Origin of the sequence: Phyllobacterium sp. NPDC097923, from assembly GCF_044760925.1 — a bacterium.
GTDB classification, from domain to species: Bacteria; Pseudomonadota; Alphaproteobacteria; order Rhizobiales; family Rhizobiaceae; genus Phyllobacterium; species Phyllobacterium calauticae.
Genome location: NZ_JBIWBL010000001.1, coordinates 2,227,464 through 2,254,011, shown reverse-complemented (window position 1 = coordinate 2,254,011; position 26,548 = coordinate 2,227,464). Strand labels below are relative to the sequence as shown.

General features: G+C 61.4%; 19 protein-coding genes. 7 read left to right on the top strand and 12 right to left on the bottom strand.

Annotation, left to right across the window (positions count from 1 at the left end; genetic code table 11):
- Positions 1–41 precede the first annotated feature (41 nt).
- The 4 genes from ACIQWS_RS11360 to ACIQWS_RS11345 all read right to left on the bottom strand — a co-directional run bounded on the left by ACIQWS_RS11360 (position 42) and on the right by ACIQWS_RS11345 (position 6,057).
- The gene (locus ACIQWS_RS11360; protein WP_346307131.1) at positions 42–992 is read right to left on the bottom strand and encodes a lysylphosphatidylglycerol synthase domain-containing protein; all 951 of its coding nucleotides are present in this window, start codon (positions 990–992) and stop codon (positions 42–44) included.
- 59 nt (positions 993–1,051) lie between these two features.
- The gene (gene ybaL, locus ACIQWS_RS11355) at positions 1,052–2,809 is read right to left on the bottom strand and encodes a YbaL family putative K(+) efflux transporter (RefSeq protein WP_223612804.1); all 1,758 of its coding nucleotides are present in this window, start codon (positions 2,807–2,809) and stop codon (positions 1,052–1,054) included.
- A 187-nt stretch (positions 2,810–2,996) separates the two neighbouring features.
- Complete coding sequence (gene secD / locus ACIQWS_RS11350) at positions 2,997–5,531, bottom strand: protein translocase subunit SecD (protein ID WP_346307130.1); 2,535 nt, start codon at positions 5,529–5,531, stop codon at positions 2,997–2,999.
- A gap of 109 nt (positions 5,532–5,640) precedes the next feature.
- A complete protein-coding gene (locus tag ACIQWS_RS11345) occupies positions 5,641–6,057 on the bottom strand; it encodes a hypothetical protein (protein WP_403176652.1) in 417 nt (138 codons plus the stop codon).
- Positions 6,058–6,337: 280 nt separating this feature from the next.
- Here ACIQWS_RS11345 and ACIQWS_RS11340 point away from each other — a divergent pair, with 280 nt between their 5' ends.
- The 3 genes from ACIQWS_RS11340 (at position 6,338) to guaD (ending at position 9,750) form a co-directional block, all read left to right on the top strand.
- Positions 6,338–6,991 (top strand): 2OG-Fe(II) oxygenase, encoded by a 654-nt coding sequence (locus tag ACIQWS_RS11340; protein WP_403177741.1) that lies wholly within the window; start codon positions 6,338–6,340, stop codon positions 6,989–6,991.
- Between the two features lie 216 nt (positions 6,992–7,207).
- On the top strand, positions 7,208–8,437 hold the full coding sequence (locus tag ACIQWS_RS11335) for a urate hydroxylase PuuD (RefSeq protein ID WP_403176649.1): 1,230 nt from the start codon (positions 7,208–7,210) through the stop codon (positions 8,435–8,437).
- Positions 8,434–9,750 (top strand): guanine deaminase, encoded by a 1,317-nt coding sequence (guaD, locus tag ACIQWS_RS11330; RefSeq protein WP_403176646.1) that lies wholly within the window; start codon positions 8,434–8,436, stop codon positions 9,748–9,750. The genes ACIQWS_RS11335 and guaD overlap by 4 nt, the downstream gene beginning before the upstream one ends.
- A gap of 22 nt (positions 9,751–9,772) precedes the next feature.
- Here the strand turns inward: guaD and ACIQWS_RS11325 are convergent, their stop codons facing one another.
- From ACIQWS_RS11325 to ACIQWS_RS11315, 3 genes are read right to left on the bottom strand one after another with little or no spacing between them, the layout of a single operon-like run.
- Positions 9,773–10,360, bottom strand: coding sequence for a sarcosine oxidase subunit gamma (locus tag ACIQWS_RS11325; RefSeq protein ID WP_403176642.1), 588 nt, complete (start codon positions 10,358–10,360; stop codon positions 9,773–9,775).
- The gene (locus ACIQWS_RS11320; protein WP_403176638.1) at positions 10,353–13,343 is read right to left on the bottom strand and encodes a sarcosine oxidase subunit alpha family protein; all 2,991 of its coding nucleotides are present in this window, start codon (positions 13,341–13,343) and stop codon (positions 10,353–10,355) included. Before ACIQWS_RS11320 ends, ACIQWS_RS11325 begins: the two co-directional genes overlap by 8 nt.
- Entirely contained in the window at positions 13,340–13,627 is a 288-nt protein-coding gene (locus ACIQWS_RS11315; protein ID WP_288192456.1) for a sarcosine oxidase subunit delta, read from the bottom strand. Before ACIQWS_RS11315 ends, ACIQWS_RS11320 begins: the two co-directional genes overlap by 4 nt.
- Positions 13,628–13,961: 334 nt before the next feature.
- Here ACIQWS_RS11315 and ACIQWS_RS11310 point away from each other — a divergent pair, with 334 nt between their 5' ends.
- From ACIQWS_RS11310 to ACIQWS_RS11300, 3 genes are all read left to right on the top strand, one after another.
- Positions 13,962–16,502 carry a mechanosensitive ion channel family protein gene (locus ACIQWS_RS11310; RefSeq protein WP_403176634.1) on the top strand — a complete coding sequence of 847 codons (2,541 nt, stop codon included), beginning with the start codon at positions 13,962–13,964 and terminating at the stop codon, positions 16,500–16,502.
- A 154-nt stretch (positions 16,503–16,656) separates the two neighbouring features.
- Entirely contained in the window at positions 16,657–16,920 is a 264-nt protein-coding gene (locus tag ACIQWS_RS11305; RefSeq protein WP_223612814.1) for a hypothetical protein, read from the top strand.
- 272 nt (positions 16,921–17,192) lie between these two features.
- Positions 17,193–19,709, top strand: a complete 2,517-nt coding sequence (locus tag ACIQWS_RS11300; RefSeq protein WP_403176631.1) for an FAD-dependent oxidoreductase — start codon at positions 17,193–17,195, stop codon at positions 19,707–19,709.
- A gap of 215 nt (positions 19,710–19,924) precedes the next feature.
- Here ACIQWS_RS11300 and ACIQWS_RS11295 read toward each other — a convergent pair whose 3' ends face one another.
- Both ACIQWS_RS11295 and ACIQWS_RS11290 read right to left on the bottom strand, forming a co-directional pair.
- Entirely contained in the window at positions 19,925–20,923 is a 999-nt protein-coding gene (locus ACIQWS_RS11295; protein ID WP_182549277.1) for a GlxA family transcriptional regulator, read from the bottom strand.
- A gap of 219 nt (positions 20,924–21,142) precedes the next feature.
- Positions 21,143–21,403 (bottom strand): hypothetical protein, encoded by a 261-nt coding sequence (locus tag ACIQWS_RS11290; RefSeq protein ID WP_403176626.1) that lies wholly within the window; start codon positions 21,401–21,403, stop codon positions 21,143–21,145.
- Positions 21,404–21,544: 141 nt separating this feature from the next.
- Here ACIQWS_RS11290 and ACIQWS_RS11285 point away from each other — a divergent pair, with 141 nt between their 5' ends.
- Positions 21,545–22,447: a LysR family transcriptional regulator gene (locus tag ACIQWS_RS11285; RefSeq protein ID WP_105732281.1), complete on the top strand. Its 903-nt coding sequence runs from the start codon at positions 21,545–21,547 to the stop codon at positions 22,445–22,447.
- Between the two features lie 192 nt (positions 22,448–22,639).
- Here ACIQWS_RS11285 and ACIQWS_RS11280 read toward each other — a convergent pair whose 3' ends face one another.
- From ACIQWS_RS11280 to ACIQWS_RS11270, 3 genes are all read right to left on the bottom strand, one after another.
- The gene (locus ACIQWS_RS11280; RefSeq protein WP_403176621.1) at positions 22,640–23,365 is read right to left on the bottom strand and encodes a copper homeostasis protein CutC; all 726 of its coding nucleotides are present in this window, start codon (positions 23,363–23,365) and stop codon (positions 22,640–22,642) included.
- Positions 23,362–24,276, bottom strand: coding sequence for an ROK family protein (locus tag ACIQWS_RS11275; RefSeq protein ID WP_403176614.1), 915 nt, complete (start codon positions 24,274–24,276; stop codon positions 23,362–23,364). The genes ACIQWS_RS11280 and ACIQWS_RS11275 overlap by 4 nt, the downstream gene beginning before the upstream one ends.
- Before the next feature lie 78 nt (positions 24,277–24,354).
- A complete protein-coding gene (locus ACIQWS_RS11270) occupies positions 24,355–26,382 on the bottom strand; it encodes an ASKHA domain-containing protein (protein WP_403177739.1) in 2,028 nt (675 codons plus the stop codon).
- Between the last annotated feature and the right edge of the window lie 166 nt (positions 26,383–26,548).

The following is a 26,548-nucleotide window of genomic DNA, read 5'->3' as shown; positions in this document are numbered from 1 at the left end:
GCGAAAATCCGGAATCGTGAAATCGGCCCGGCGTTGACGGCTCAGGTCTCGCTGTCCTTCTTGTACAAGCGCAGGAGCAACTGCGAACGCTCGAAGAACAGGACGACAAGCAGCGACAGGGCAAAGGGGATCAGCAGGTAGAACAGGCGGAAGATGATCAGCGCAGCCAGCACATCAGCTTGGTTCATGTCGGGAAGCCCGGTCAGGAAGACCAGTTCCAGTACGCCGAGGCCACCCGGTGCATGGGAAATGAGGGCGGCGGAAAACGAGATGAGGAAAATCCCGAGCACGATGAGAAAGCCGGGATTGCCCGCTTCGGGCAGGGTGAAATAGATGATGGCGGCGGCGCCGATCAGTTCCAGCGGCCCGACAATCAGCTGCTGGGCAACGACGGTCAGACGCGGATATTCGAGCGTGAACTTGCGGATGCGCAGCGGGCGCAGCTGCAGCCAGCTGCCGAAGACGTAGAGCAGCACGAAGGCGAGGGCGCCGAAGCCGAGGAGATAGCTGAGGGAAAGCGGCAGCTCATTGTTGAAGCGCTGCAATATTTCCGGTTCGATCAGAAGCACGAATGCGCTCAGCGTGATCGTGCCGAGCATGAAGGTGAAGGAGCAGAAGGCAATGAGCAGGGCGATTTCCGCCGCGCTCATCCCTTGCGAGGAATAGGCGCGATAGCGCACCACCGCCCCCGAGATCACCGACGCGCCGATATTGTGCGAGAGTGCATAGGTGGTGAAGGAGCAAAGGGTGATGAACAGCCAGGAAATCTTGCGGCGCAGATGCAGAAGGGCAATCCGGTCATAGCCTGCAAGGGCGGCATAGGCGAGCAGGGAGGCAAGGGCAGCCAGAATCCAGCGGTGGGTCGGAATCGCATAGAGACTGTGGATCACATCCTCAAGAGATATGCTCCGCAACTCCCGGTAGAGGAGCCACGCGGAGACAGCAACAGCGGCCAAGCCGATCACCGGCCATATATAATCCTTTAACTTCATACCCATTCCCGTCCAATCATTCTCACCTGGCTTGCGCCGCGAACCCCGTTTTTCTTTGGTTATGCCGATAAGGGCTCCTCCGGCTTCGGTTTGTCGAGATCGAGAATATGCGCGACAATCCCCCGGGCAATTTCCCGCTCGCCCATGATCACCGCGTCGGCACCCAGATCCTGCAGATGCTGGACCTCGGCGTCCGAATGCGCGCGTGCCAGGATGCTGATGGCCGGGTTGGCGGCACGCGCCTTGACGACGATCTGCCCGGCTTCGAAGGCGTTCGGAATGGCGATGATCAGCTGCCGGGCTTCGGCAAGGTTGGCCGCGGCCAGCACATCGCCATTGGCGGCATTGCCGACAATGGTTTCCACATCGTCATCGCGCAGCTTTGCCACGGTCTTGTCGGCATCTTCGATCACCAGAAACGGCTTGCCGACTTCCTTCAGCGCATCGCCCACCAGACTGCCGACACGGCCGTAACCGATCAGCACCGCGTGGTTGGTGAGGGTGGTCGGCTGCAGCTCTTCCACGTCGGGTTCCTCGACGACCGTCGTCTCGGGGCTGGCTTCCGTTGCCGAGGCGGAGCGTTTTTCCAGCCACGGTTTCAGATATCCCACCCCGGCAAAGACGACCGGATTGAGCAGGATCGACAGGATGGCGCCGCCGAGAATGAGATCGCGCCCTTCCTGCGGCAGCATGCCGAGCCCGACACCCAGCTCCGCCAGAATGAACGAAAATTCGCCGATCTGCGCCAGACTGGCCGAAATGATCAGGGCGGTCCCTGTGGGATAACCGAACGCCAGCACGATGAAGAAGGCTGCCAGCGATTTGCCCACCACGATGATCGCAAGCGTTGCCAGAAGCGGCAGCGGATCGTTGATGATGGTCATCGGGTCGAACAGCATGCCGACGGAGACGAAGAACAGCACGGCGAAAGCATCGCGCAGCGGCAGGGATTCCTCTGCCGCCCGGTGGCTGAGTTCGGATTCGCTCATGATCATGCCGGCGAAGAAGGCGCCGAGCGCCAGCGAGACGCCGAACAGTTTCGACGCGCCGAAAGCCACACCAAGCGCAATGGCCAGCACGGCGAGCCGGAACAGTTCGCGCGAGCCGGTATGGGCAATGGCATGCAGTGTCCACGGGATGACACGGCGGCCGACGATCAGCATCACGGCGACGAAGGCGGCAACCTTGCCGAGCGTCAGCCCGATGATGCCACCGATGCCGAGATTGAAATAGGCGACGATGGGGTCGCTGGCGATATGGGCAGCGGCCTCGACCGCGGGGTTCTTGCCGTTGACGGCATCGGCAATGGCCGGCAGCAGTACCAGTGCCAGAACCATGGCCAGGTCTTCGACGATCAGCCAGCCGACGGCGATGCGCCCGCGCTCCGTCTCGATCAGGCGGCGCTCCTGCATGGCGCGCAAAAGCACCACGGTACTGGCAACGGACAAAGCGAGACCGAAGACGAAGCCCGCCTGCATGCTCCAGCCGAGAATCCAGGCAAGCCCGGCGCCGAGCAGGGTTGCCACGACGATCTGCACGATGGCACCGGGAATGGCGATGGCCCGGACCGACAACAGATCCTTCAGGGAGAAATGCAGCCCGACGCCGAACATCAGCAGAATGACGCCGATCTCGGCGAGTTCAGCCGCCAGTTCCTGATCGGCGACAAAACCGGGGGTGTGGGAGCCGGCAAGGACACCGGCAAGCAGGTAACCGACAAGGGGAGGAACGCGCAGACGGTTGGCAATCGCACCGAAGATGAAGGCCACCACAAGGCCCACAACGATTGTCGCAATCAGCGGCGTTTCATGAGGCATATGTCGGTGTCTCCCCCTGGGTCGTGATGAAAAATAATAGAGTCAATCTGTCTGCAGCCAATGACTGCCTCAGTATTGCGTACACATGATGTCTTGCAAACAACTTTTGTCGTTCTGCGGCGCATGAAATGCAATTTTTTTCATACGCCGCAGATATTTAGCTTGGAGAGCTCAGATCAGGCTCCGCTCAGCTCTTCACGGCCGGTGTCTCGCTCGATCCGATGCGGTGCTGGTGGTTCTTTTCCCACCATGTTCCCAGGAGCAGCAGGATCGGGGCAGCGATGAAGATCGACGAACTCGTGGCGATCACGACACCGAAAAGCATCGGCAGCGCGAAGTTTTCCACGGCCTTGCCACCCCAGATTGCCATGGGCAGCATGGCAAGGAAGATGGTGACGGAGGTGTAGATACAACGGGCCAGCGTCTGGTTGATACTCATGTCGATGATCTGGCGCAGCGGCATCTTCTTGTGAATGCGCAGGTTCTCGCGCATGCGGTCATAGACCACCACCTTGTCGTTGACGGAGTAGCCGATCATCGTCAGAAGCGCGGCGATGGCGGTGAGGTTGAAGTCCAGCCCCATCAGGGCGAAGAAGCCGACCGTCTTCGTCGTGTCGAGAATGAGCGTCGCAATCGCGCCGAGGGCGAAGTGCCACTCGAACCGCCACCAGATATAGAGCAGCATGGCGATACTGGCGAGGATGACCGCCAGAACACCCGAGCGCGCCAGTTCCTGGCTGACCTTGGGTCCGACGACTTCCGAGCTTTCGATCTTCACGCCGGCATCGAGCTGTTCGACCGCGGCCTTGACCTTGGTCACGGCCGCCGTCTGGGCTTCTTCGCCGCCATCCTGGCGCTGGACGCGAATCAGGACCTGATTGTCGCCGCCGGCCTGCTGCAGCACGACCTCTCCGAGGCCGAGTGCTTCCAGCGAGCTGCGCATGGTGGCGAGATCGGCGGGTTTCGACGTGGTGACGGCAACCTGGATACCGCCCTTGAAGTCGATGCCGTAGTTGAGGCCGGGATGGATGAACAGGATCACCGAGGCGATCGACAGGAAGATCGAGACGCCGATACCGAAGAAGCGGGCGTTCATGAAGGAGATTTTCGTGGTCTCCGGAACCAGCTTGACCACGTGCTCGATGTGGATGGTCTTCATCTTGCGGCGGCGGACGATGGCCGTCATCACGATGCGCACGACGGTCACGGCGGTGAACATGGAAATCAGCGTGCCGATGACCATGGTGACCGCGAAGCCGCGGATCGGGCCGGTGCCGAACAGGAACAGCAGCAGCGTGGAAATCAGGTGCGTGACGTTCGCATCGACGATGGTGGCGTAGGCGTGCTTGAAGCCGCGGTCCACGGCGGCCATGGCGCCGATGCCTTTGCGGGCTTCTTCGCGGATACGCTCGTTGATCAGAATGTTCGCATCCACCGCAAAGCCGATGCCAAGGATGATGGCGGCGATGCCGGGCAGGGTGAGCGTGGCGCCGATAAGGCTGAGCACGCCGAATGTCAGGATGACATTGAGCGCCAGCGCCAGGTTGGCGATGAAGCCCCATGCGCCATAGAGAACGAAGATAAAGCCGACGACGAGGGCGAAGCCGACAAGACCGGTCAGGATGCCCATCTTGATGACGTCGCCGCCCAGATCAGGACCGACCGTGCGTTCTTCGATGACCGTCAATGGCGCGGGCAGGGCACCGGCGCGCAGCAGGGCGGCGGTTGTCACCGTATCCTGCACCGTGAAATTGCCGGTGATCTGGCCGGAACCGCCGGTGATCGGCACCTGGATGACCGGCGCGGTCAGCACCTTGCCGTCGAGAACGATGGCGAAGGGACGGCCGACATTCTGGCTGGTGATTTCAGCAAACTGACGCGCACCGACATTGTCGAAGCGGAACGAGATGATCGGCTGGTTGGTCTGCGGGTCGAATGCGGCGCGGGCGTCGGTCAGGCGTTCGCCGCTGAGCGCAACGCGGTCCTCGACCGGATAGGTCTGGCCGGGATTCTTCGCATCCGGTAGGATGGAAATGCCGGGCGGCGGCGTATCGCCGAAATTGCGGTCGGCGACCATGTGGAACGTCATCTTGGCCGTGCTGCCGAGCAGCGCGCGCAGCTGGGACGGGTCCTGCAGGCCGGGAAGCTGGACGACGATACGGTCGGAACCGACGCGCTGGATCGAGGGTTCGGCCACGCCGACCTGATCGACGCGGCGGCGGACGATTTCAAGGCTCTGCTGCAAGGCGTTGTCGAGCCGGTCCTTCATGCCGGCATCCGTCAGGGTGAGACGGATCGTGTTGTCGGCGGAGGTGATGTCGATGTCGCTGACCGGGGCGGCGAAGCCGACCTGTGCGACCTGGGCCGTCAGTTCCTTCAGAACCGTCACGGCGCGGTCGCGCTGTGCCTGGTCGGCAATGGTGACGATGACGGAATCACCGGCGATGCGGACTGACTGCGCCTGAATGCGTTCGGTGCGCAGCTTGTTGCGCGCATCGTCCAGCATGGCGCGGACGCGGTCCTTCTTCAGGGCTGCGGCGTCCACTTCGAGAACGAGATAGGAACCGCCGCGAAGATCGAGACCAAGCGAAATCTGCTTCTTGGGCAGCCAGTTGGGCAAGGCATCGAGCTGTGCCTTGGTGAAAATATTGGGCAGTGCGAGGATGATGCCCGCAATAATGATGAAAATATAGGTTCCAAGAACCCATTTCGAAGTGCGCATATCAGTGTTCCGTCATGAATTGCGGCGTGGCTGCCGGGAAATGGTCGCGTTTGTTCCGGGCGGCTGCCGATGGTGTTGCGTTGGAACCGTTGCCGAGCAACGGATTGCCTCAGGCAAGCGCGGCGGGGGGAGCCCGGGCGCTGAAAACGCTGATGCGGTCAAGCGCCAGGCTTGAACCGGTTTCGGAGGGTGTGGCTGGCTGTGCGCCGGCCAGAATCAGGGAAATCCCGTCCGGCAGAATGCCGTCATGGGAATTCGTATCGGCACGCACGCCGCTCTTGATTTTCAGGTGCAGGGCTTCGAGCGCAGCCATACGCATGGAATTCTGCACGGGGGCGGAGCGATTGTCGCTCTCATGGGCAAGGCGGGCATCGTCGCGCACCGGTGCGCTGGCGCGGTTGTTGCGCAGATCCGTTTCGGGAGCGGCGATATAGACGGCGCCAAGGGTCGCAATGAGCCAGAAGATAGAAATCAGCAGCGGAGCGGATCCACGCCTTTCTGATTTGCCATTTCTGTTCAAGCCCATATGCGTTTCCAGCAGTTCCCGTTCGCGGTCTGTCAGACCCCGTTGCGACTCTATTTATGAAGTCCGGCAAGCCGAGTCACTTAAAATCGTCGTGTGCCCGGCCTCATGGACAAAAAAACCGTCGTTTTTGTGAAGCGCAGGCCCTTTCATCGTGCTCTGCGCAGGAAACGGGTGGTTGATCGGCTATAACTGCGGTCTCCTGTGCAGGAATTTCTGCGTGAGTAAGGATGCTGCAATGCCAGACATGAGCCCGATCGATTGGACCGCCGCACAAACGGAGATGGAGGCTTTCGGCTGCACCATCCTGCGCAATGTCCTGTCGCGCGCCGAATGCACGGCGCTGGCGGATAGCTATCCCGACGATACGATTTTCCGCAAGCGCATCGTCATGGCCCGGCACGGCTTCGGGCAGGGGGAGTACAAATATTTCTCCTATCCGCTCCCCGAAATTGTCCACGGGTTGCGTGAAGCGCTCTATCCGCCGCTGGCCCGCATCGCCAACCGCTGGAACGAGCAGATGGGCATCGATATCCGCTATCCCGATGCGCATCAGGCATTCATTGAGCGTTACCATGCCGCCGGGCAGGACCGGCCGACGCCGCTGCTGCTGGAATATGGCGCGGGCGATTACAACTGCCTGCATCAGGATATCTACGGCATTCACGTGTTCCCGCTGCAGGTGGCGTTTCTGCTGAAAGAGCCCGGAACGGATTTCACTGGCGGCGAATTTGTCCTGACCGAGCAGCGTCCGCGCATGCAGTCGCGGGCGGAGGTGGTGCCGCTGCGGCAGGGCGACGGCGTGGTCTTTCCGGTCAGCCAGCGCCCCGTCAAGGGATCGCGCGGCTATTACCGGGTCAACATGCGCCATGGTGTGAGCCGGGTGTGCAGCGGCCAGCGCCATACACTCGGGATTATCTTTCACGATTCCAAGTAGATGGCAGCATTGCATGATTTGGAGTGCGTGGTTCGACAAGCTCACCATGAGGGAACTGGGTGGGCTGCAACGCTGTCCTGGAGGTTGCAGAACGGTGTTCCATGCAATCCCCAACCTCCCTCATGGTGAGGTTGTCGAACCACGCATTGATCTTGCAGCCATCACCTTGCATCGGGCCGCGAACACACGCATTGTGATGCTTTGCATGAGGCCCCGATGGATTACCTTATTTTCTGGGAATGGCTCAGCTTTGCCGCCCGCTGGTTGCATGTGATCACTGCAATCGCCTGGATCGGCTCATCCTTCTATTTCATCGCGCTTGATCTGGGGCTGCGCCGCCATCAGGGCCTGCCGCAGGGGGTGAACGGCGAGGAATGGCAGGTGCATGGCGGCGGCTTCTATCACATCCAGAAATACATGGTCGCGCCGCCGCACATGCCGGAACATCTGATCTGGTTCAAATGGGAGTCCTATGCCACATGGCTCTCCGGCTTCGCGCTTCTGTGCATCGTCTATTATGCCGGTGCGGACCTTTATCTCATCGACCGCAATGTTCTCGATGTATCGACGCCGGTCGCCATCCTGATTTCGCTCGCGTCGATCGGGCTCGGCTGGCTGATCTACGATCTCCTGTGCAAGTCGCCGCTGGCGAACAATGACACGGCGCTGATGCTCATCCTCTATGCGGTCATCGTCGTCATGGCATGGGGCTATACGCATCTGTTCACCGGGCGCGCCGCCTTCCTGCATCTTGGCGCATTCACCGCCACGATCATGTCGGGCAATGTGTTCCTTCTGATCATTCCGAACCAGAAGAAGGTCGTTGCCGATCTGATCGCTGGCAAGACGCCCGATCCGAAGCTCGGAAAACAGGCCAAGCAGCGCTCGACCCACAACAATTACCTGACGCTGCCGGTCATTTTCCTGATGCTGTCCAACCATTATCCGCTGGCGAGTTCGACGGAGTTCAACTGGGTCATCGCCGCGCTGATTTTCATCATCGGCGTGCTCATCCGCCACTATTTCAACTCGAAACATGCCGGAACCGGCAATCCGCACTGGACGTGGCTGGCCTCGGTCGTGCTGTTCATCATCATCATCTGGCTGTCGACCGTGCCGAAGGTCCTGCAGGGGCCGGAAAAAGTCTCGAGCGCCGCTGCGCCCTTTCTCGCCGCGCAGAACTTTCAGGAGGTGCGCGACACCGTCATGGGACGCTGTTCCATGTGTCATGCGGCGGAGCCGTCCTTTGAAGGGATCATGCACGCGCCCAAAGGAATTCGCCTCGATACGGACGAACTGATTGCGACTCATGCCAGCCAGGTCTATCTGTTCGCCGGTGCCAGCCACGCCATGCCACCGGGAAATCTGACGCAGATGACAGATGCCGAGCGGTCCCGGATCGTGGCGTGGTATCGTTCTGCGGTATCGGGAAAATCCACGCAATGACCGAACTTCTGTTACGCGGACGTCTGTTGACGTTTCACGACGAGCCGCTGGCGGGCGACGCCAGCCCGGACGCATTCACCTATATCGAGGATGGTGGACTGCTGATCCGCGACGGCAAGATCTGGGCCATTGACGACTATGCCCGCCTGCGCGCCGGCGAAGGCTGGAATGTCGAGGTCGTCGACCATCGCCCGCATTTGATCATGCCGGGCTTCATTGATACCCACATCCATTACCCGCAGATGCAGGTTGTCGCCTCCTATGCGGGCGAACTGATGGAATGGCTGAACAAATACACGTTTGTCGAGGAGCAGAAATTCTCCAATCAGGGGCATCCGCAGCGCATCGCCTCGGCTTTCTTCGATGAGCTGATCCGCCATGGCACCACCACGGCAGCCGCCTATTGCACCGTGCACAAGGCGTCGGTCGAGGCATTTTTCACCGAGGCGGACCTGCGCAACATGCGCATGATCGCGGGCAAGGTGATGATGGACCGCAACGCGCCGCCCGGTCTTCTCGACACGGCGCAGTCGGGTTATGACGACAGCAAGGAACTGATCGGCAAATGGCACGGAACCGGGCGCCAGCTCTATGCCATCACGCCGCGCTTTGCACCGACATCGACGCCGGAACAGCTGGAGATGAGCGGGGCGCTGGCCCGCGAATATCCTGATCTGCACGTGCAGACGCATCTGTGTGAAAACACCGCCGAGATTGCCTTCGTGGCCGAACTCTTTCCGTGGAGCCGGGATTATACGCAGGTCTATGAGCATTACGGCCTGCTTGGTCCCAAGACGCTGCTCGGCCACTGCATCCACCTGACCGATGCCGAAATTGCTGCCATCGCCAATAGCGGGTCCGTCGCAGTCTTCTGCCCGACCTCGAACCTGTTCATCGGCAGTGGCCTGTTCAATCTGGCGCGCCTCGAGGCGTCCCATCCGCCGGTGCGCCATGCGATTGCCACCGATATCGGCGGCGGCACATCCTATTCCATGCTGCGCACGCTGGATGAGGGCTACAAGATCCTGAACATTCAGGGCCAGCGCTATCACCCGCTGCGCTCGTATTATCAGGCGACACTCGGCAATGCCCGCGCGCTGTCGCTGCAGGGCATCATCGGCTCGTTCACGCCGGGCGCGGAGGCGGACTGCATCGTGCTCAATGCCCGCTCCACCCCGGCCATGCGCCTGCGCATGGAAACGGTGGAAACGCTGGTTGAAGAGCTGTTCCTGATGCAGACCATGGGCGACGACCGCACCATTGCGGAAGTCTATATCGCGGGAAAACCGGCGAAGAGCCTGCTGGCGTCATAACGAGCGATAGGCCGGAAGCGGCTTATTCGACGCGGTAGCCGACCTCCGCCGCCGCATGCCCCAGCGTCTGCCAGAACGAACGGGCAAAGGTGCGGAACACGTAGAGGTCGAAGGTCTCCGCATCGATCCGCTGGATATTGGCGTGGATATCGTGGTGCAGCGTGGCACGGCCGAAGCCGACGGGAAAGCCGTGTTCGGAAAAATCGATGGCAAACAGCTTCGACAGCACCCATTCCGACCATGGGCCCTTGACGCGGATGGCAGTGCGGCCATGGGTAAGGTCAATGATCGTACCGGTTTCCAGCGGTATGGCCCTGCGCAGGCGGTCTTCCAGATCAGCGGACGGGCTCACAACGAAATAACGTCCGGGCGCGAAACCGAAGGCGGATTTTTCGCCCGCACTGCGCCCGGCGCCGGGTTTGTCCGCGACATTCAATCCGGTTACATTACCGATGGCGGTCAGGATGGCGGGAATGGTCCCGCGCCATGCGGTCACCTGCACGATGGAAACGTCGCTGCGCTCGGTCAGGACAAGGCCGATGCCGCCGGCGGAGTTGCCATGGTCACCCGGAACAAAGACGTGGCCGAGGGGCGATTGTGGTTCAGCCATGCATCCGGCTCCCCTCTGGATCAAACATGTGGTGACTGACGATCTCGACGGCGCCGTGCTTGCCGCGCAGAAGGTCCGTCGCATAGGCGCGGTTGCCGATCATCGATGTGCCGTGCTTGACCAGCGCCAGCGCGATGTATTTGCCGAGCGCCGGGGAATAGCAGGCCGCAGTGACGTGGCCGAAACTGTCGGCGGGTTCACGCGGCGCCGCATCGCTGACGATATGGCTACCACCATTGATCGACTGGTTGTCGAGCGAGATCAGCCCGACGAGTGACAGGCGGTTTTCATCGTTCAATCCCGCGCGGTCCTTCATGCCGGAGCCGATATAGGGCTTCTTCTTCGACAGCATCCAGTCGAGATGCAGATCGTGTGCGGTGGTGCGGCCATCGATTTCGGCGCCGGTGACGTGGCCCTTCTCGATGCGCAGCGTGCCCAGCGCTTCCAGCCCGTAAGGCATGATGTCAAAAGGTTTGCCCGCTTCGAGCAGCGCTTCCCAGACCTGCGTGCCATAGCCGGCGCCGCAATAGACTTCATAGGCCAGCTCGCCCGAGAAGGAGAGGCGGCAGATCATGACCGGCACATCGCCGATAAAGCCATGCACAATGCCCATGAACGGCAGGGTTGCATTGTCGACACCGGTTCCCGCGACGCAGGCTTCCAGAACAGCCCGGGCTTTCGGGCCCGACACGGCCGTCCCGGCCCAGACATCGGTGACCGAGGTCAGGTGCACGCGCAGGTCCGGCCAGACGCAATCCAGATAAAACTCCAGATGCTGCATGACGTTTCCGGCATTGGCCGTTGTGGTCGTCATCAGGAACTGTGTTTCGCTGAGCCGCCACGTGGTGCCGTCATCATAGACAATGCCGTCCTCGCGCAGCATCAGACCGTAGCGCGCCTTGCCGACCGGCAGGGTGGAAAACATGTTGGTGTAGACACGGTCGAGCAGTTCGCCCGCGTCCGGACCCTGAATGTCGATCTTGCCGAGGGTCGAAACATCGACAATCCCGACGCTCTGGCGCACCGCGCGCGCTTCACGCACATAGGCCTGTTCGACCGTCTCGCCATGGCTGCCATAGATCATCGGACGGTGCCACAGGCCGGCTTCATAGGTCTTGGCGCTGTTGGCCAGATGCCAGTCATGCATCGGGGTCAGCCGGTGCGGCCGCAGGTCGCCATAGCGCTCACCGGCGATAGCACCGAAGGATACCGGGGTGAAGGGCGGGCGGAAGCGGGTGGTGCCCGCCTCCGGAATGGTAATGCCGCGTACATCGGCCATGATGGCAAGGCCGGGAATGTTTGATGTCTTGCCCTGGTCCGTCGCCATGCCGAGCGTGGTGTAGCGCTTCAGGTGCTCGACCGAATGAAAGCCCTCGCGGTAGGCGAGGCGGATATCGTCGGCGGTGACATCGTGCTGGAAGTCGACGAATGCCTTTTGCGATTTGGCCGCGGGCTCGATTTCAAACACGGGGGCGGGCGATGCATCGAACATCGGGGCATCGACCGCAGGCAGCTTCGGTTTGGTCTTGGAGGAGGTGCCCTTGGTCGCGCCATCGGAGAACACGCTGACCGTATCCATGTATCCCGCTGCGGATCCTGCCGTCACCCAGTTCTGGTTGGCCTCCGGCGGCAGGAAGGCCTGCAAATCCTCGTCCCACTCCGGCTTGCCGCCCGCCTGGCTGGCGAGATGGATCGCGGGGGACCAGCCACCGGAGACGCCGAGGCAATCGGTCTTGATTTCCCGCGCCGTGCCGGAGACATGGCCGGTCTGCGCATTGAAATGCTGCACGGTGATGGAGCTGAGCGTCTTGCCCGCATGGGTGCCGGTGACGGCGTGGCCGAGGACCAGTTCCGCCCCCGCCGCCGAGGCAATCTCGATGCAGGCGCCGGACACATCCGCGCGCACATCGACGATGGCAACGATATTGACGCCCGCCTGCGCCATGGCGCGGGCTGCCTCATAGGCGCTGTCATTGTTGGTGAACAGCGTCACATTGGTTCCCGCAGCCACACCATATTCGACCGCATAGCGCCTGACCGCATCGGCCAGCATGACGCCGGGGCAGTCATTGCCGGGAAACACGATCGGGCGCTCGAACGCACCCGTCGCCAGAATGGTTTTGCCGGTGCGGATGACCCAATGGCGCTGGCGCGGCTGCCCCTTGGTGCGGTTCGGCTTGAAATCGGAGACATGCTCGATGGCGGTCAGGACATTGCCGTCATAATAGCCCCAGACGGAAGTCCGGGTGAGAAAACGCACATTGGCGCGGCCCGCGAGCGCTGCTGCCTTTTCCCGCGCCCAGACGGCGGCGTTGCGCCCGTCGATCAGTTCCGCCGATGCAAGCAGTGCGCCGCCGGCAACCGGCCGTTCCTCGGCGATGATCACCTGCGCGCCGGTTTCTGCTGCGGCTTCCGCCGCCAATAGTCCGGCGGGGCCGGTGCCCACCACCAGCACGTCGCAGAAAGCGTTCATGCGCTCGTAATGGTCGGGATCGGCGGCAATGCCTGCCTTGCCGAGACCGGCGGCGCGGCGGATGAATTTTTCGAAGAACATCCAGACCTTGGTGCTGCGCAGCGGCCCGATGGCCGGGCCCATGAAGGTCTTGTAGTAGAAGCCCGCCGACAATATCGGCCCGGCCAGCTGGTTGATCGCCATGACATCGTGTTCGAGCGAGGGAAAGCGGTTCTGGCTTTCGGTGACGAGGCCGTCATGGATTTCCAGTTCCGTGGCGCGGACATTGGGTTCGCGCACATCGCCGTTGAGAACGGTGACGAGCGCATTCGGCTCGTCGCTGCCCGCCGCAAAGACGCCGCGCGGCCGGTGATATTTGAACGAGCGGCCGAACAGCGTCACGCCATTGGCAAGGAGGGCCGAGGCCAGCGTGTCGCCGGGGTGGCCGCTATAGGCCTTGCCGTCGAAGGTGAACCGCACCGTCCTGGCGCGGTCGATCCGTCCACCCTTGGGGAGCCGTGACGCGGTCATGGGCGATCACCGCCTTTCCCGGCGGCAACGGCATCCCGGGCAAAGCCCACGGACGAAATGACATGGGTCGCCATATCGCGGGTGACGATCAGATGCTGGCGGCAGCCGCCGCTGTGCAGCCAGAACTCACGGTGCGCGCCCATGGGATTGGCCCGCTCATAGACATAGGCGTTCCATGCGGCCTGATCGGATGAGGCTGGGTCGGGGCGCTGGCGTGTCGCGTCGCCCTGATAGGTGAATTCGATGACGTCGCGCGGGCCGCAATAGGGGCATTTGATGATCATGGTCTTCTGGTCTCGAAAGCGAATCTGTTGCGGTTGGACGTTTGTTTCCCGATTGTGCCAGTCAACAGTGTGCGTCTGTACTGGTCAAGATGAGCGCGAGGCGAAGGCGAGCAAAATTGTGACTTTGGCAAGTTTCCGGCCTGCCGCAGGTGTGACGATGCATGATTACCCCGACATTATGCTACTGTCGCATTGCTGGAATGGTCATCACGATAGCGGCGAGCACTGTCAACAAGCCGACCAGTCGCGAGAATGAAAGCAGAAAGTGCCTTGATTGTGCCGACATGAACGGGCAAATCGACGAAGCAAACTGTTCATAAATGGATCTGAACCCGTGATCTCATCTTTCCTTCGGCAGATTCTTCTGACGATTGCCGCCGTTCTGTTTCTGGCGGCCCCGGTGCAACTGGCTTTGGCGCAGACCCCGGCGCCAGCCCCGGCCGCCACATCGCCCGCACCAGCCCCGGCACCGGAGCCTGCGCCCGCCGCAGCGGAGCCGGCACCCGTGGCGCCGGCGCCGGCGCCCGCCGTCAAATCGAACATCGTCGCCGAACAGCGCCCGGCCATCGATGCGCTGAAGAAGCAGATCTCGACCTATGAACAGAAATTCAAGCAGAAGGCCGATGCCGACGCGGCGCTTGCCAATCTGCGCCTCGATCTGGAAGCGAGCGCCAAGAAACTGCTGGATATCGGCGTTTCGTTCCGGCCGCGCATCACCGAGATCAATGCCCGTCTGGAACAGCTGGGCGCACCGCCCGCGCAGGGGCAGCCGGCCGAAGCGAAGATCGTCACGGATGAACGCACCCGCCTGACGACGGAAAAGGCCGAGATCAACGCGGTTCTCGGCGAAACCGAAGACCAGCTGCTCGAAGTCAACAAGATGATCGATGCGATCGGCGATGCCCGGCGCGAGCTTTTTGCCAATACATTGTCGCAGCGCGTCGACATCAACTATTCCCTCGGCAGCGAAGTCATCGACGCCTATGGCCGGGAAATGGGCACGATGAACCAGCTCATTTCGTCCTGGTGGCGCTTCGTCATCACCTTCAAATGGCAGTCCCTGCTGGCCGCCGCCTTCTTTGCCGCGATAACCGCGCTGGTGCTTCTTATCGGCGGCCAGCGGTTGCTGGGGCATCTCTATCTGCGCGATCCGGCGGTTGAAGAACCCTCCTATCTGAGCCGCCTGGCGGTGGCCTTCTGGTCGACCCTGATGCGGTCGGTGACCGTCGGCGTATTCCTGGCCACGACCTACTTTTTCCTCGGCTACTTCAATGTGCTGCGGCCGGATATCGCGTCGCTGATCTACACGCTGTTTTCGGTGATCGGCATCGTCTATTTCGTGCATGCGCTGGCCCAGGCCGTCATTTGCCCGGGCGCCCCCAACTGGCGTCTCGTGCGCGTTGCACCGCGTCCGGGCCGCATTCTCATGGTTCTGGTCACGGCCACGGCGACGATCACGGGGCTCGATTATCTCGCCAATACGGTCAACCAGATTGCATCCTCACCCCTGTCGCTGACGGTGGCCAAGAGCCTGTTTGCAACGGTTCTGGTCGGGCTGCTGATCCTCGCCATGGCATTTCTCAAACCGCTCGAGAATGAGGAAACCGGCGAAGCCCGGCGCTGGCCAAGGCCGCTGCGGCTGTTCCTTTATGCCATCGGCCTCATTCCGATCATCGCCGCGCTGCTGGGCTATATCGGTTTTGCCCGTTTCGTCTCGCAGCAGATCGTCATCAATGGCGCTGTGCTCGTGACGATGTATCTGGGCTTCCTCACGGCGCGCGCGGTGGCCGACGAGAATGCATTGGGCGGCACGGTGCTCGGCAGCACAGTGCAGAAGCGCTTCGGCATTGACGACTCGACACTCGATCAGCTTGGCCTGATCGCCAGCATCATCATCAATATTTTCGTGCTTCTCCTCGGTATTCCGGTGATCCTGCTGCTCTGGGGCTTCCAGTGGAGTGAGATGACGGTCTGGTTCCTCACCATAGCCACCGGTTTCCAGATCGGTTCGGTGACGATCTCGCTGGTGGCCATTGCCGTCGGCATCCTGCTCTTCGCGCTGTTCTATTTCTTCACACGCTGGTTCCAGGGCTGGCTGGATGTGCGGGTCATGGCGCGCGGCAAGCTGGATTCGGGCGTGCGCAACTCGATCCGCACGGCGGTCGGCTATCTCGGCCTCGGCATGGCCGGGCTCATCGGCATCTCGGCGGCGGGCATCAATCTCTCCAGCCTCGCGCTGGTGGCCGGCGGTCTGTCGCTCGGTATCGGTTTCGGCATGCAGGCGATCGTCTCCAACTTCGTCTCCGGCCTGATCCTGCTCGCTGAGCGTCCCTTCAAGGTCGGCGACTGGATCGAAACCAGCGGCGTCGGCGGCATTGTCAAGAAGATCAGCGTGCGCGCGACCGAGGTGGAAACCTTCCAGCGCCAGTCGATCATCATTCCCAACTCGTCCTTCATCAACGGCAATGTCGGCAACTGGACCCACCGCAACAAGCTGGGGCGCGTGGAAATTCCGATCGGCGTTTCCTACAAGGTCGATCCGCGCCGCGTGCATGCCATCCTGATGGACATTGCCCGCAGCCATCCGCTTGTCCTAAAAAATCCGGAGCCCTTCGTGCAGTTCAAGGCGCTGGGCGATTCCAGAATGGATTTCGAGATGCGGGTGCATCTGGCTGACCTGTCGAATTCCGGCACCGTGCAGAATGAAATCCGCTTTGCGCTGGTCGACCGGTTTGCCGAGGAGGGGATCGAAATTCCGTTCCCGCAGCGCGACGTCAATATCCACCTCGATGACGCGGATGCGATCGTGCAGATGATCACCGAGCGGGTGAAGGCGGAGCTGAAAGCGCCGGTGAAGAAGACGACCAAGTCCTGAGACGCGGTGTGCGGGGCCAGTGCCCCACTTTCGTCTAAATCACGGAAAAATAACGGGGCGTTCAGTTGCCGTTCAGTTTCACCCCGTTATAACTGGTGTCGAAAAGGGCCAGTTGAGCCCGAGGCAACAGGGGCGGTGGAAGCACCGGGGTGATATGAACAAGTTTGCAGTTGTCATTCTTACGAGCACTATTCTGGCCGGACCCGCATTTGCCGCCAGCCTGAAGAACAGCGATGCCAGCGCACAGACCATCGTCGTCACCGAAGGGTCGAGCAAGACCCAGCTGCAGGTTGCAGCCGGAGACACGGTTGAATTTTGCAGCGGCGGCTGTTTCGTCACCTTTCCCAATGGTGACCGCGAAGCCCTGACCGGCGCGGAAACCATCGAAATCAAGGGCGGCAAGGTTTCGATCAAGTAACCCGGCCACCGCCGATTGCTGAGATAAAGGCCCGGACTGTGCAAAACAGTTCGGGCCTGTTCGTTTTCAGGGTGTCGCTCCCATGCGAGAAGCGGCAGATCATTCCCTTGCCTTGATCGGAAATTCGCACAAACCGCAGCCAGTTTGCCGCGCGTCGCGGCATGTTTTGGCCATGTCGCAAACAGGCCTTAGCAATGGACAGTGCGAACGGCATAGTGCAGAAAATGGCGCGTGCCGCCTGACCACCGATTGATATCAGAGGATAGAATGAAATGAAGACCCAAGCGCGTGTAGTTGTGATCGGCGGTGGTGTGGTGGGTGTGTCGACACTCTATCATCTGGCCAAGAAGGGCTGGAGCGATGTCGTGCTCATCGAGCGCAAGGAACTGACCTCCGGCTCGACCTGGCATGCGGCCGGGCTGCTGCCGCTGTTCAACATGAGCTATTCCGTCGGCCAGATCCACAAATACTCCGTGAAATTCTATCAGGAGCTGCAAGAGGAAACCGGCATGAATGTCGGCTTCACCAATTGCAGCAACATCCGTCTCGCCCGCACCAAGGACCGCTGGGACGAATATATGTATTATGCCGGTGTCGCCGAGACGATCGGCGTGCCGGTCAAGCTTTTGACGCCGGAACAGGTCAAGGAAATCTGGCCGCTGGCGGAAATGGACGGCGTTCTCGGCGCCATCCAGCATCCGGAAGACGGCTATATCCAGCCGGCCGACCTGACGCAGGCGCTTGCCAAGGGCGCGCGCGATCGCGGTGCAACCATCTATCGCTACACCACGGTTCTCGGCATCGAGCAGCTGCCCTCGGGCGAGTGGCTCGTCAAGACCGACAAGGGTGATATCACTGCCGAACACGTCGTCTCGGCGACCGGCAATTTTGCCCGCAAGACCGGCAAGATGGTCGGCCTCGACGTGCCGGTCATTCCGGTAGAGCACCAGTACATCGTCACCGAGCCGCATCCGGCCATTCTCGAGCGCAAGGCCAAGGGCCTGCCGGAGATGGGCGTGCTGCGCGAGAGCGATTCGTCCTGGTACATGCGTGAGGAAAACGGCGGCCTTTTGCTCGGACCATATGAAAAAGGTGCGCCTGTCTGCTATGTCGACGGCCCGTCCGATGCCAGCGAGTACGAGCTGTTCCAGGAGGATCTCGACCGGCTCGAACCCTATATCGAAACCGCCATTGCCCGCGTTCCCGCTTTTGGCGAAGTCGGCATCAAGAAGGTCTATAACGGCGCCATCGCCTATACGCCGGACGGCTCGCCCATCATCGGCCCAGCGCCGCGCCTGAAGAATTTCTGGCTCAATGAAGGCCATTCCTTCGGCGTCACCGCCGCTGGCGGCGCCGGCTGGCAGCTGGCCGAATGGATTGTCGAGGGCGAGCCCTCCATCGACATGATGGGCGTCGATCCGCGCCGCTTCGGCCCCTATGCGACGGAAGGCTACCTCAAGGAAAAGAACGAGGAAGCCTATGCCGAGGTGTTCTCCGTGCACTACCCGGATGAAGAGCGCAGCGCGGCCCGTCCGCTCAAGCGTTCGCCCTCCTATGACCGCCAGAAGGCGCTCGGCGCCGTGTTCGGCACCGTCTATGGCTGGGAGCGCGCCAACTGGTTTGCACCACAGGGCTATGGCCTTGAGGTCGCCAAGCTGGACAAGCCGGATGTGCTGCTCAACCACAACCATCCGAAGCCGGACAAGGACGGCAAGGTGAAGGAACTCTGGTCCTTCCATCGTTCGAACTACTTTGAACATGTCGGCAACGAGATCAAGAACGTCACCAGCAATGTCGGCCTGCTCGACATGTCGGCCTTTGCCAAGATGGAAGTAACAGGCCCCGGTGCGCGCGAATGGCTCGATTCCATTCTGGCCAACCGCATTCCCAAGAAGCAGGGACGCATTGCGCTGTGCCACCTCCTGACCAAGCAGGGCGGGGTGCGCTCCGAATTCACGGTCTATGAATGGGCGCCCGGCAAGTTCTATCTGGTATCCGCCGGTGCTTACGAGAACCATGATCATGATTATCTGGTCAAACTCCTGCCGACGGACGGCTCGGTAACCCTCCGCCCGATCACGCAGATGTATGGCGTGCTGGTGCTTGCGGGGCCCAAGAGCCGTGAGGTTCTGCAGAAGATCACCCGTGCGGACCTGTCCAACGAAGCCTTCCCCTGGCTGTCGGGCAAGGAAATCAGCGTCGGCACGGCCACGGCCCATGCCCTGCGCGTCAACTTTGTCGGTGAGCTCGGCTGGGAACTGCATCACCCCATTGAACAGCAGAACACCATTTATGACCTGCTGCTCGAAGCCGGTGCGGAATTCGGCATCAAGCCGTTCGGCATCCGTGCGATGACGGCAATGGCGGTGGAAAAGTCCTATCGCCTGATCCCGCGCGAACTCTCGATCGAATACAATGCCTTCGAAAGCGGCCTTGACCGTTTCGTTCATCCCAACAAGGGTGATTTCATCGGCCGCGATGCCGTTGTGAAGGCCCGCGAGGATGGCCTGAAGTGGAATTTCGTCACGCTCGAAGTGCATGTCCCCGGTGTATCGGATGTCGATGCCCGCGGCAGCGAGCCGATCTACGCCAATGGCCAGCTCATCGGCCGTGCGACGCATGGCGGTTATGGCTGGCGCCTGGGCAAGAGCCTGGCGCTCGCCATGGTCAAGCCGGACTATTCGGCACTCGGCACGCAGCTCGAGATCAAGATTCTCGGCAAGACGCACAAGGCGACGGTCATTCCGGAAGCGCCTTTCGATACGGAGAACGAGCGCCTCAGGGCTTAAGCCGGTTCCGCTTGCATGGAGAAATGAAAATGGCGCCTGAACGGGCGCCATTTCTTTTGGGTTGTGCGTGGTTCGACAAGCTCACCATGAGGGAGGTGGTTTGGCGCAAGATCAATCACAAACCTTGCAGAATAGTGCTCACTGCAATCCTCCATTTTCCTCATGGTGAGCTTGTCGAACCACGCACTGCAGAGTTGCGGTCTATCCCGACTGGCTTAAGCGGCCATCAGCTGCTTGCGGTCGGCCCGTTCCTGCTGCGGTGAGCGGCCGTAGAGTTCACGGTAGCATTTGGAGAAATGCGAGGCCGACACGAACCCGCAGGCGACCGCGACTTCCACGATGGGCATGGACGACTGGATCAGCAGGTGGCGGGCACGGTCGAGCCGGATCTCCAGATAGTAGCGCGCCGGGGACCGGCCCATTTCCTGGCGGAACAGGCGCTCGATCTGGCGGCGCGACAGGCCGACATGGTCGGCAATCTCGATCAGCGACAGTGGTTCGGAAAGCCGTGCCTCCATCAGTTCGATGATGGTCAGAACCTTGGAATTCTGCACGCCGAGGCGGGCACGCAAGGGCAGGCGCTGGCGGTCATGCGGGCTGCGGACCCGGTCGGTCAGCGCCTGTTCGCAGACGCGGTTGACGATGTTGTCGCCGAAATCGTCGCCGATCAGCTTCAGCATCATGTCGAGGGCTGCTGTGCCTCCGGCGCAGGTATAGATGTTGCCGTCGACTTCGAAGAGGTCGGCATAGACATCGGCCTTCGGAAACGATTCGGCAAAACCGGGCAGGTTTTCCCAGTGGATAGCGCAGCGCTTGCCCGAGAGCAGTCCGGCGGCGGCGAGGATATGTGCGCCGGTGCACAGGCCGCCGACGGCCACGCCGCGGTTGAACTCTTCGCGCAGCCAGGCATAGACCGACTTGTTCTGGAATTTTTCCACATGCACGCCGGAGCAGACGAACACCATGGACGGGCGGTCTTCGCCGGTCAGGAAGCGGCGCTCATCCTCAAGCGAGGAATTGGCGGCGCATTCGACGCCGTTGGAGGCTGTGACGGGCTTGCCGTCCACCGACGCCAGGCGCCAGCGATAGGCCTCGTAGCCGAGCATGCGATTGGCAATGCGGAGCGGTTCGATGGCCGTCGCAAAGGCGATCATCGAAAAGTTCGGCACGAGGAAAAAAACAAAAGACCGCTTGTTGAGGCCCGTCTGGTTCATGATGTCTCTAGGTTCCCGTTTTTTACTACGAGGCCATGTCGCACCTGAAGTAGAGTCTTCAAATTACAGGCGTGGTCTCTTAAGCTTTTTTTCTGATAGAACCATAGAATTATTCTAAAGGGAAGGGTGCCTGCCTGTGTCGCAAAAGCGCAGGTAGAGCGCATGGTAAAGGGAGCAGACGCGGCCCGGTCTGCTCCCTTACACTTGCATTTTCATGATTTATTGGTGCGTACGGTTGATGTCATTGCCCGCCGCGATCTGACGTTCATATAGATCCGGCCAGCCGATATCGAAACGGATATTTTCCGGCAGGCTGTCCAGCGCGGCTTCCGTCGCCCGCAGACGCCGCTGCCGGACAATGGTGTTGCGCGAGGCTTCCGCGATCGATGCCACGGTTCCGGCCGTGCGGCTTACGGCGGCGAACAGACGTTCGCTCAAGCTGGCTCGATGTTCGATGTAATGGTCATTGCAGGCACTCATTTTGTTGCTCCTTTTGCTTCAGGCGGCCATTTTCTGCGGCCTGCCCGTTCTGTGATCTTGACTATCTGCCCAAGTTGATGTTCAATCAAACGAAATTAGAGAACACTATAGTTCAGAAAAATTGATCAAGGAGACGCCGCAATGTCCGCACCGATGCAGCACCCCATTCCCATCCTCGATCTCGACGTCTTGCGTACCTTTGCCATGATTGCCGAAACCGGCAGCTTTTCCAGCGCCGCCAATGCGGTGTTCCGCACGCCCTCGGCAGTGTCCATGCAGATCAAGAAACTGGAGGAGACGCTGGGGCATGTGCTGCTCGAGCGTGACGCGCGGTCGGTCAAGCTGACGCCGAGCGGCGAGCTTCTGCTGGGTTATGCCCGGCGCATGCTGGCGCTCAACCGCGAAACCGTTGCCAAGTTCATCACGCCGACGGTTTCCGGCGTGGTACGGCTGGGCGCACCTGATGATGTCGGCGAAAAGGTGCTGCCCTTCGTGCTCAAGCGCTTTGCCGAATCGCACCCGGATGTGACGGTGGATGTGGTCATCGACCAGAGCAACAGCCTGCGCAAGCGGCTCGACGAGCAAAGGCTCGATGTGACGCTGGTCAATGTCAATGAAACGCTGGCAAAGCTCGACGAGATCGAAGTTCTGATGACCGAGGATATCATCTGGGCCGGTGCGAAATGCGGCACGGCGCATGAGCGCAATCCGCTGCCGCTGTCCATGTGGGAAGAGGGCTGCATCTGGCGCGCCAATGCCATCAGCGCGCTGGAAAGCGCCGGCAGGGACTATCGCGTCGCCTATATGAGCGCCCATACGATGGGGCAGCGCGCCGCCATCGTGGCTGATCTGGCCGTGGCACCGTTTTCAAAATTCCTGCTTGAGGACAACATGGTCGAACTCGGCGCAGAACACGGTCTGCCGCCGCTCGGCGAATCGAAACTCGGTATGCTGGTGGCCAAGAATGCGGGCGCGCATGTCAAAGCCGTCGCCCAGCATCTCCGGGTGTATTTTGAAGGCTATGAGCGGACGGGCAAGCTTTAAGGCGGTGATATTTTCACCCCCCTCTGCCCTGCCGGGCATCTCCCCCACAAGGGGGGAGATCAGCCTTTACTCCTGTTTCGATCAGTTCTGAAACATTGCAAAGTCGGCTAAAGCGTTGATGTCGATGTGATCTCCCCCCTTGTGGGGGAGATGGGCGGAAGCCCAGAGGGGGGTGTCAAATCAACCAACACCTCAACGCGCGAGGCAAAAAGCTTTCAACGCCTTGACCAGCTCAACACTGGTGCGTTTCTGCGTGGCGGTTTCGAAACCGAGCCGCTGCGCGGCGGCGCTGACCGGTTCTGCCGGAACCGCGCAGGAGGAATGGATTTCCCGGAACGGAATGCGCTGCAGGAGTGTGTCCGCATTGCCGATATTCACGCCGGAGCCGGGCATGATCCTGATCCGCCCGGCGGCGAAAGCGAAGGTCGTTTCCAGATCGCCGATCCCCTGCGCCGAGGTCGGCATCCGACCGGATGTGAGAATGCGCTCGAAACCCAGTCCGACAGCGGTTTCAACCGCTTCGCCAAGGTCCGGCACGAGATCGAAGGCCCGGTGCAGCGTCACGCCCAGCCCGTCGCAATTGCGCATGAGGCGTTCCAGCGTGGCATGGTCGAGGCTGCCATTGGCGTGGTTCGCGCCGAGAACGACGCCGGCAAGGCCCGCACTGCGGATCATGTCGATTTCCCGCAGCATGGCATCGATATCGGCTTCACCGAAAACGAAATTGCCGGGGCGCGGGCGGATCATCGCATAGATCGGAATGGGTGAGGCAATCGCCTGGCCGATCAGGCCCGGTGTCGGCGTCAATCCGCCAAGTTCCAGCGCCGAGCACAGTTCCACCCGGTCGGCGCCGCCTGTTATCGCAGCGGCAAGGCCGTTGGAATCATCGACGCAGACTTCCAGGAGAATGCCGCTCATTTTGTTTCGCCCATCAATCCGAGAACCCCGGCACCGATCAGGCCGGGTTCGATTTTCAATTCGCCGGGGATGACCAGCGGTTTGCCGGTCTTCCACAGGATGCGGTCACGCACCGCCCGGTCCAGCCGCTCGATCAGCGGAACGGCATTGGCGAGGCCGCCGCCGACGGGCACAACCGATGCGCCGAGAACATTGAGCGTCATGGCCAGCGGGCCGCTGACGATATCGATGTAGCAGTCGATGGTGCGCTCGGCCGCCGCGTCGCCTCTGTTCCAGGCGTCAATGATTTCGGTGCTCGGCAGGTCGACACCGTGGATATGGGCATGCAGCCGCTCCATGCCGCGCGCCGCGCCCACCGCGTCGACACAGCCCACCTGGCCGCAGCCGCAGGCATAGCGCGGAATGGCGATGGGCGGATTGCCTGCCCAGGTCGCGGAAATCGGGCCATGGCCCCATTCCCCGGCAAAACCGCCGGCACCTTCATGGATCTTGCCGTTGATGACCAGCCCGCCGCCGACGCCGGTGCCAAGAATGATGCCGAACACCACGCGGTGGCCGCGTCCGGCGCCCACAACGGCTTCCGACAGGGCAAAGCAGTCGGCATCATTGGCGACAAGCACCGGACGGCCGAGTTTCTCGCTGAGGTCCTTTACCAGCGGACGGTTATGGATGCAGGGAATATTGGCGCAGGTGATCCTGCCGCTGTCGGCGTCGACAACCCCGGCGATGGAAATCGAGATCAGCGATGTCGGATCGGCGCCGCCATCCGCCGCTATTTTTTCGATGGCACCGGCAAAGGCGTCGAAATCATGCAGGGGCGTCGGCACTTTGGGCAGGGGCCGTATGTCTTCGGGCGCATAGGCCATTGCACCCTTGATGGCCGAGCCACCGATGTCAAAGCAGGCAATCATGGGAAAACAGGTCCGGAATCAATCATGGTGGATGTTGATAGCGGAATTTCCCCGCGCGGCAAACTCAAGCGACTGGATTTATTCACGCGACCGGCGGGCGGCCCTGTCCTCGCGTGAGCGGCGGCGCGGCGTGGCGTCGCCCGCCTGGCCATCCTCACCGACATTCTTGCGCGGCGGCAGGGTGACGGCCAGCGACAGCTTGGGGAAGGGGTCGACCTTGTTGGGCATCGCCATGGCATAGACGAAGTGCTCCTGGAATTTTGGCTCCAGCGCCGTCTCGATCTTTTCGATGCGGGTGACGGTGTCTTCGATCTCGCGGCGGTAGTCGCGGTTGAGCAGCGCCATGCGCGCGCCTGTGCCCGCCGCATTGCCGACGGCCTTCACCTTGTCGAGGTCGCAATCGGGGATGAGCCCGAGCACCATGGCGTATTTCGGGTCGATGAAGGAGCCGAAGGCTCCGGCAAAGCGGATCTGGTCGACATGGTCGATGCCCTGCTTGTCCATCAGCAGCTTGACGCCGGCATAGAGCGCGGCCTTGGCCAGCTGGATCGCCCGCACGTCATTCTGCGTGATGATGATGGTCGGCGACCCCTCATGCAGCAGATAGGAGAAGGTGCGGCCCGTTGGGCGGATGCGCGGTGATTTGGCGGCAAGGCTGCCATCCACCACGCCGTCTTCGGAAATAATACCGGAAAGGTACATTTCCGCGACGACTTCGATGATGGCCGAGCCGCAAATGCCGGTGATGCCGCTGGCCTGCACCGCTTCGGCAAAGCCTGCCTCATCGGACCATTGTTCCGTGCCGATGACGCGGAAGCGCGGCTCCAGCGTCACCGGATCGATGCGTACGCGTTCGATGGCGCCGGGCGCGGCGCGCTGGCCGCCGGATATTTCCGCGCCTTCGAAGGCAGGGCCGGTCGGGGAGGAGGCGGCAACCGTGCGCTGGCGGTTGCCGAGCACGATTTCGGCATTGGTGCCGACATCGACGAGCAGCATCATCTCGTCCTGCCGGTGCGGACCTTCCGCGAGCGTCGCCGCAGCGGCGTCGGCGCCGACATGGCCGGCGATGCAGGGCAGCATGTAGACCCGCGAGCCGGGATTCATGGCAAGGCCGATTTCACTGGCTTTCAGATGCACCGCACCGGACACGGCAAGCGCAAAGGGCGCGCCGCCCAGTTCCGTGGGGTCAATGCCGAGGAAGAGGTGGTGCATGATCGGATTGCCGACAAAGACCGCATCGAGAATGTCTTCGCGCGCCACATTGCCCTCGGCACAGACCCTGCCGATCAGTTCATTGATGGCTTCGCGCACCGCATTGGTCATGCCTTCGCGGCCGTCCGGGTTCATCATGACGTAGGAGACGCGGCTCATCAGGTCTTCGCCGAAGCGGATCTGCGGGTTGGATGTTCCGGCCGAGGCAATGGTGCGCACCGACAACAGCGACGACAGGTGCATGGCGATGGTGGTGGAGCCGATATCGCAGGCGATGCCATAGGCCTCGTTCTTCAGGCCCGGCCACAGGCCGATCATCACCGGCCGCGATGTTTCCTCGTCGTGGTGGATGGCGGCGGTCACCGACCATTCGCCCTTGCGCAGGATTTTCTGGATCTGCGGCAGGAGATAGGCGTCCACGTCGAGATTGCGGATGCCCCATTCCTTTTCCAGCGCGGCCTTCAGGCGGTCGAGATCGCCGAGCGGCTTGTGCATGTCGGGCTCTTCCACCTCGACATAGCACATGTGCACGGCGGGATTGCGCTCGATGATGCGCGTATCGGCATCCTTGCGCACGACCTGCGCATTGACCTGCACGTCCTGCGGCACGTCGACAACGAGATCGCCGAGAATGGTGGCCGAGCAGGAAAGACGGCGGCCGTCCTTCAGGTCGCGCTTTTCGGCGTAACGCTTTTCCTTGGGGCCGAATTCGGAGATGTGGTCGTTGGAGGAGGTGATGCCGTGCTTGGCAAAACGGCCTTCCTGCACGTCGATCTGGCAGCGCCCGCAGATGCCGCGCCCGCCGCAGACGCTTTCCACATAGACACCCAGGGTCCGCGCTGCTTCCAGCACGGTCGTGCCGACCGGAAAATGCCCGCGCTTGCCCGATGGCATGAACAGGACAAGTGCGTCCTTTGCCGATGCTTCACTGTCTTTCACGGGTGCGTCCACGATCAATGCTCCAAGTCCCGCATGCCATTCGCCTGCAATGCCATTATGCGTGGTTCGTGGTTCGACAAGCTCACCATGAGGGAGGTGGTTTGGTTGCAATGCCAATCGC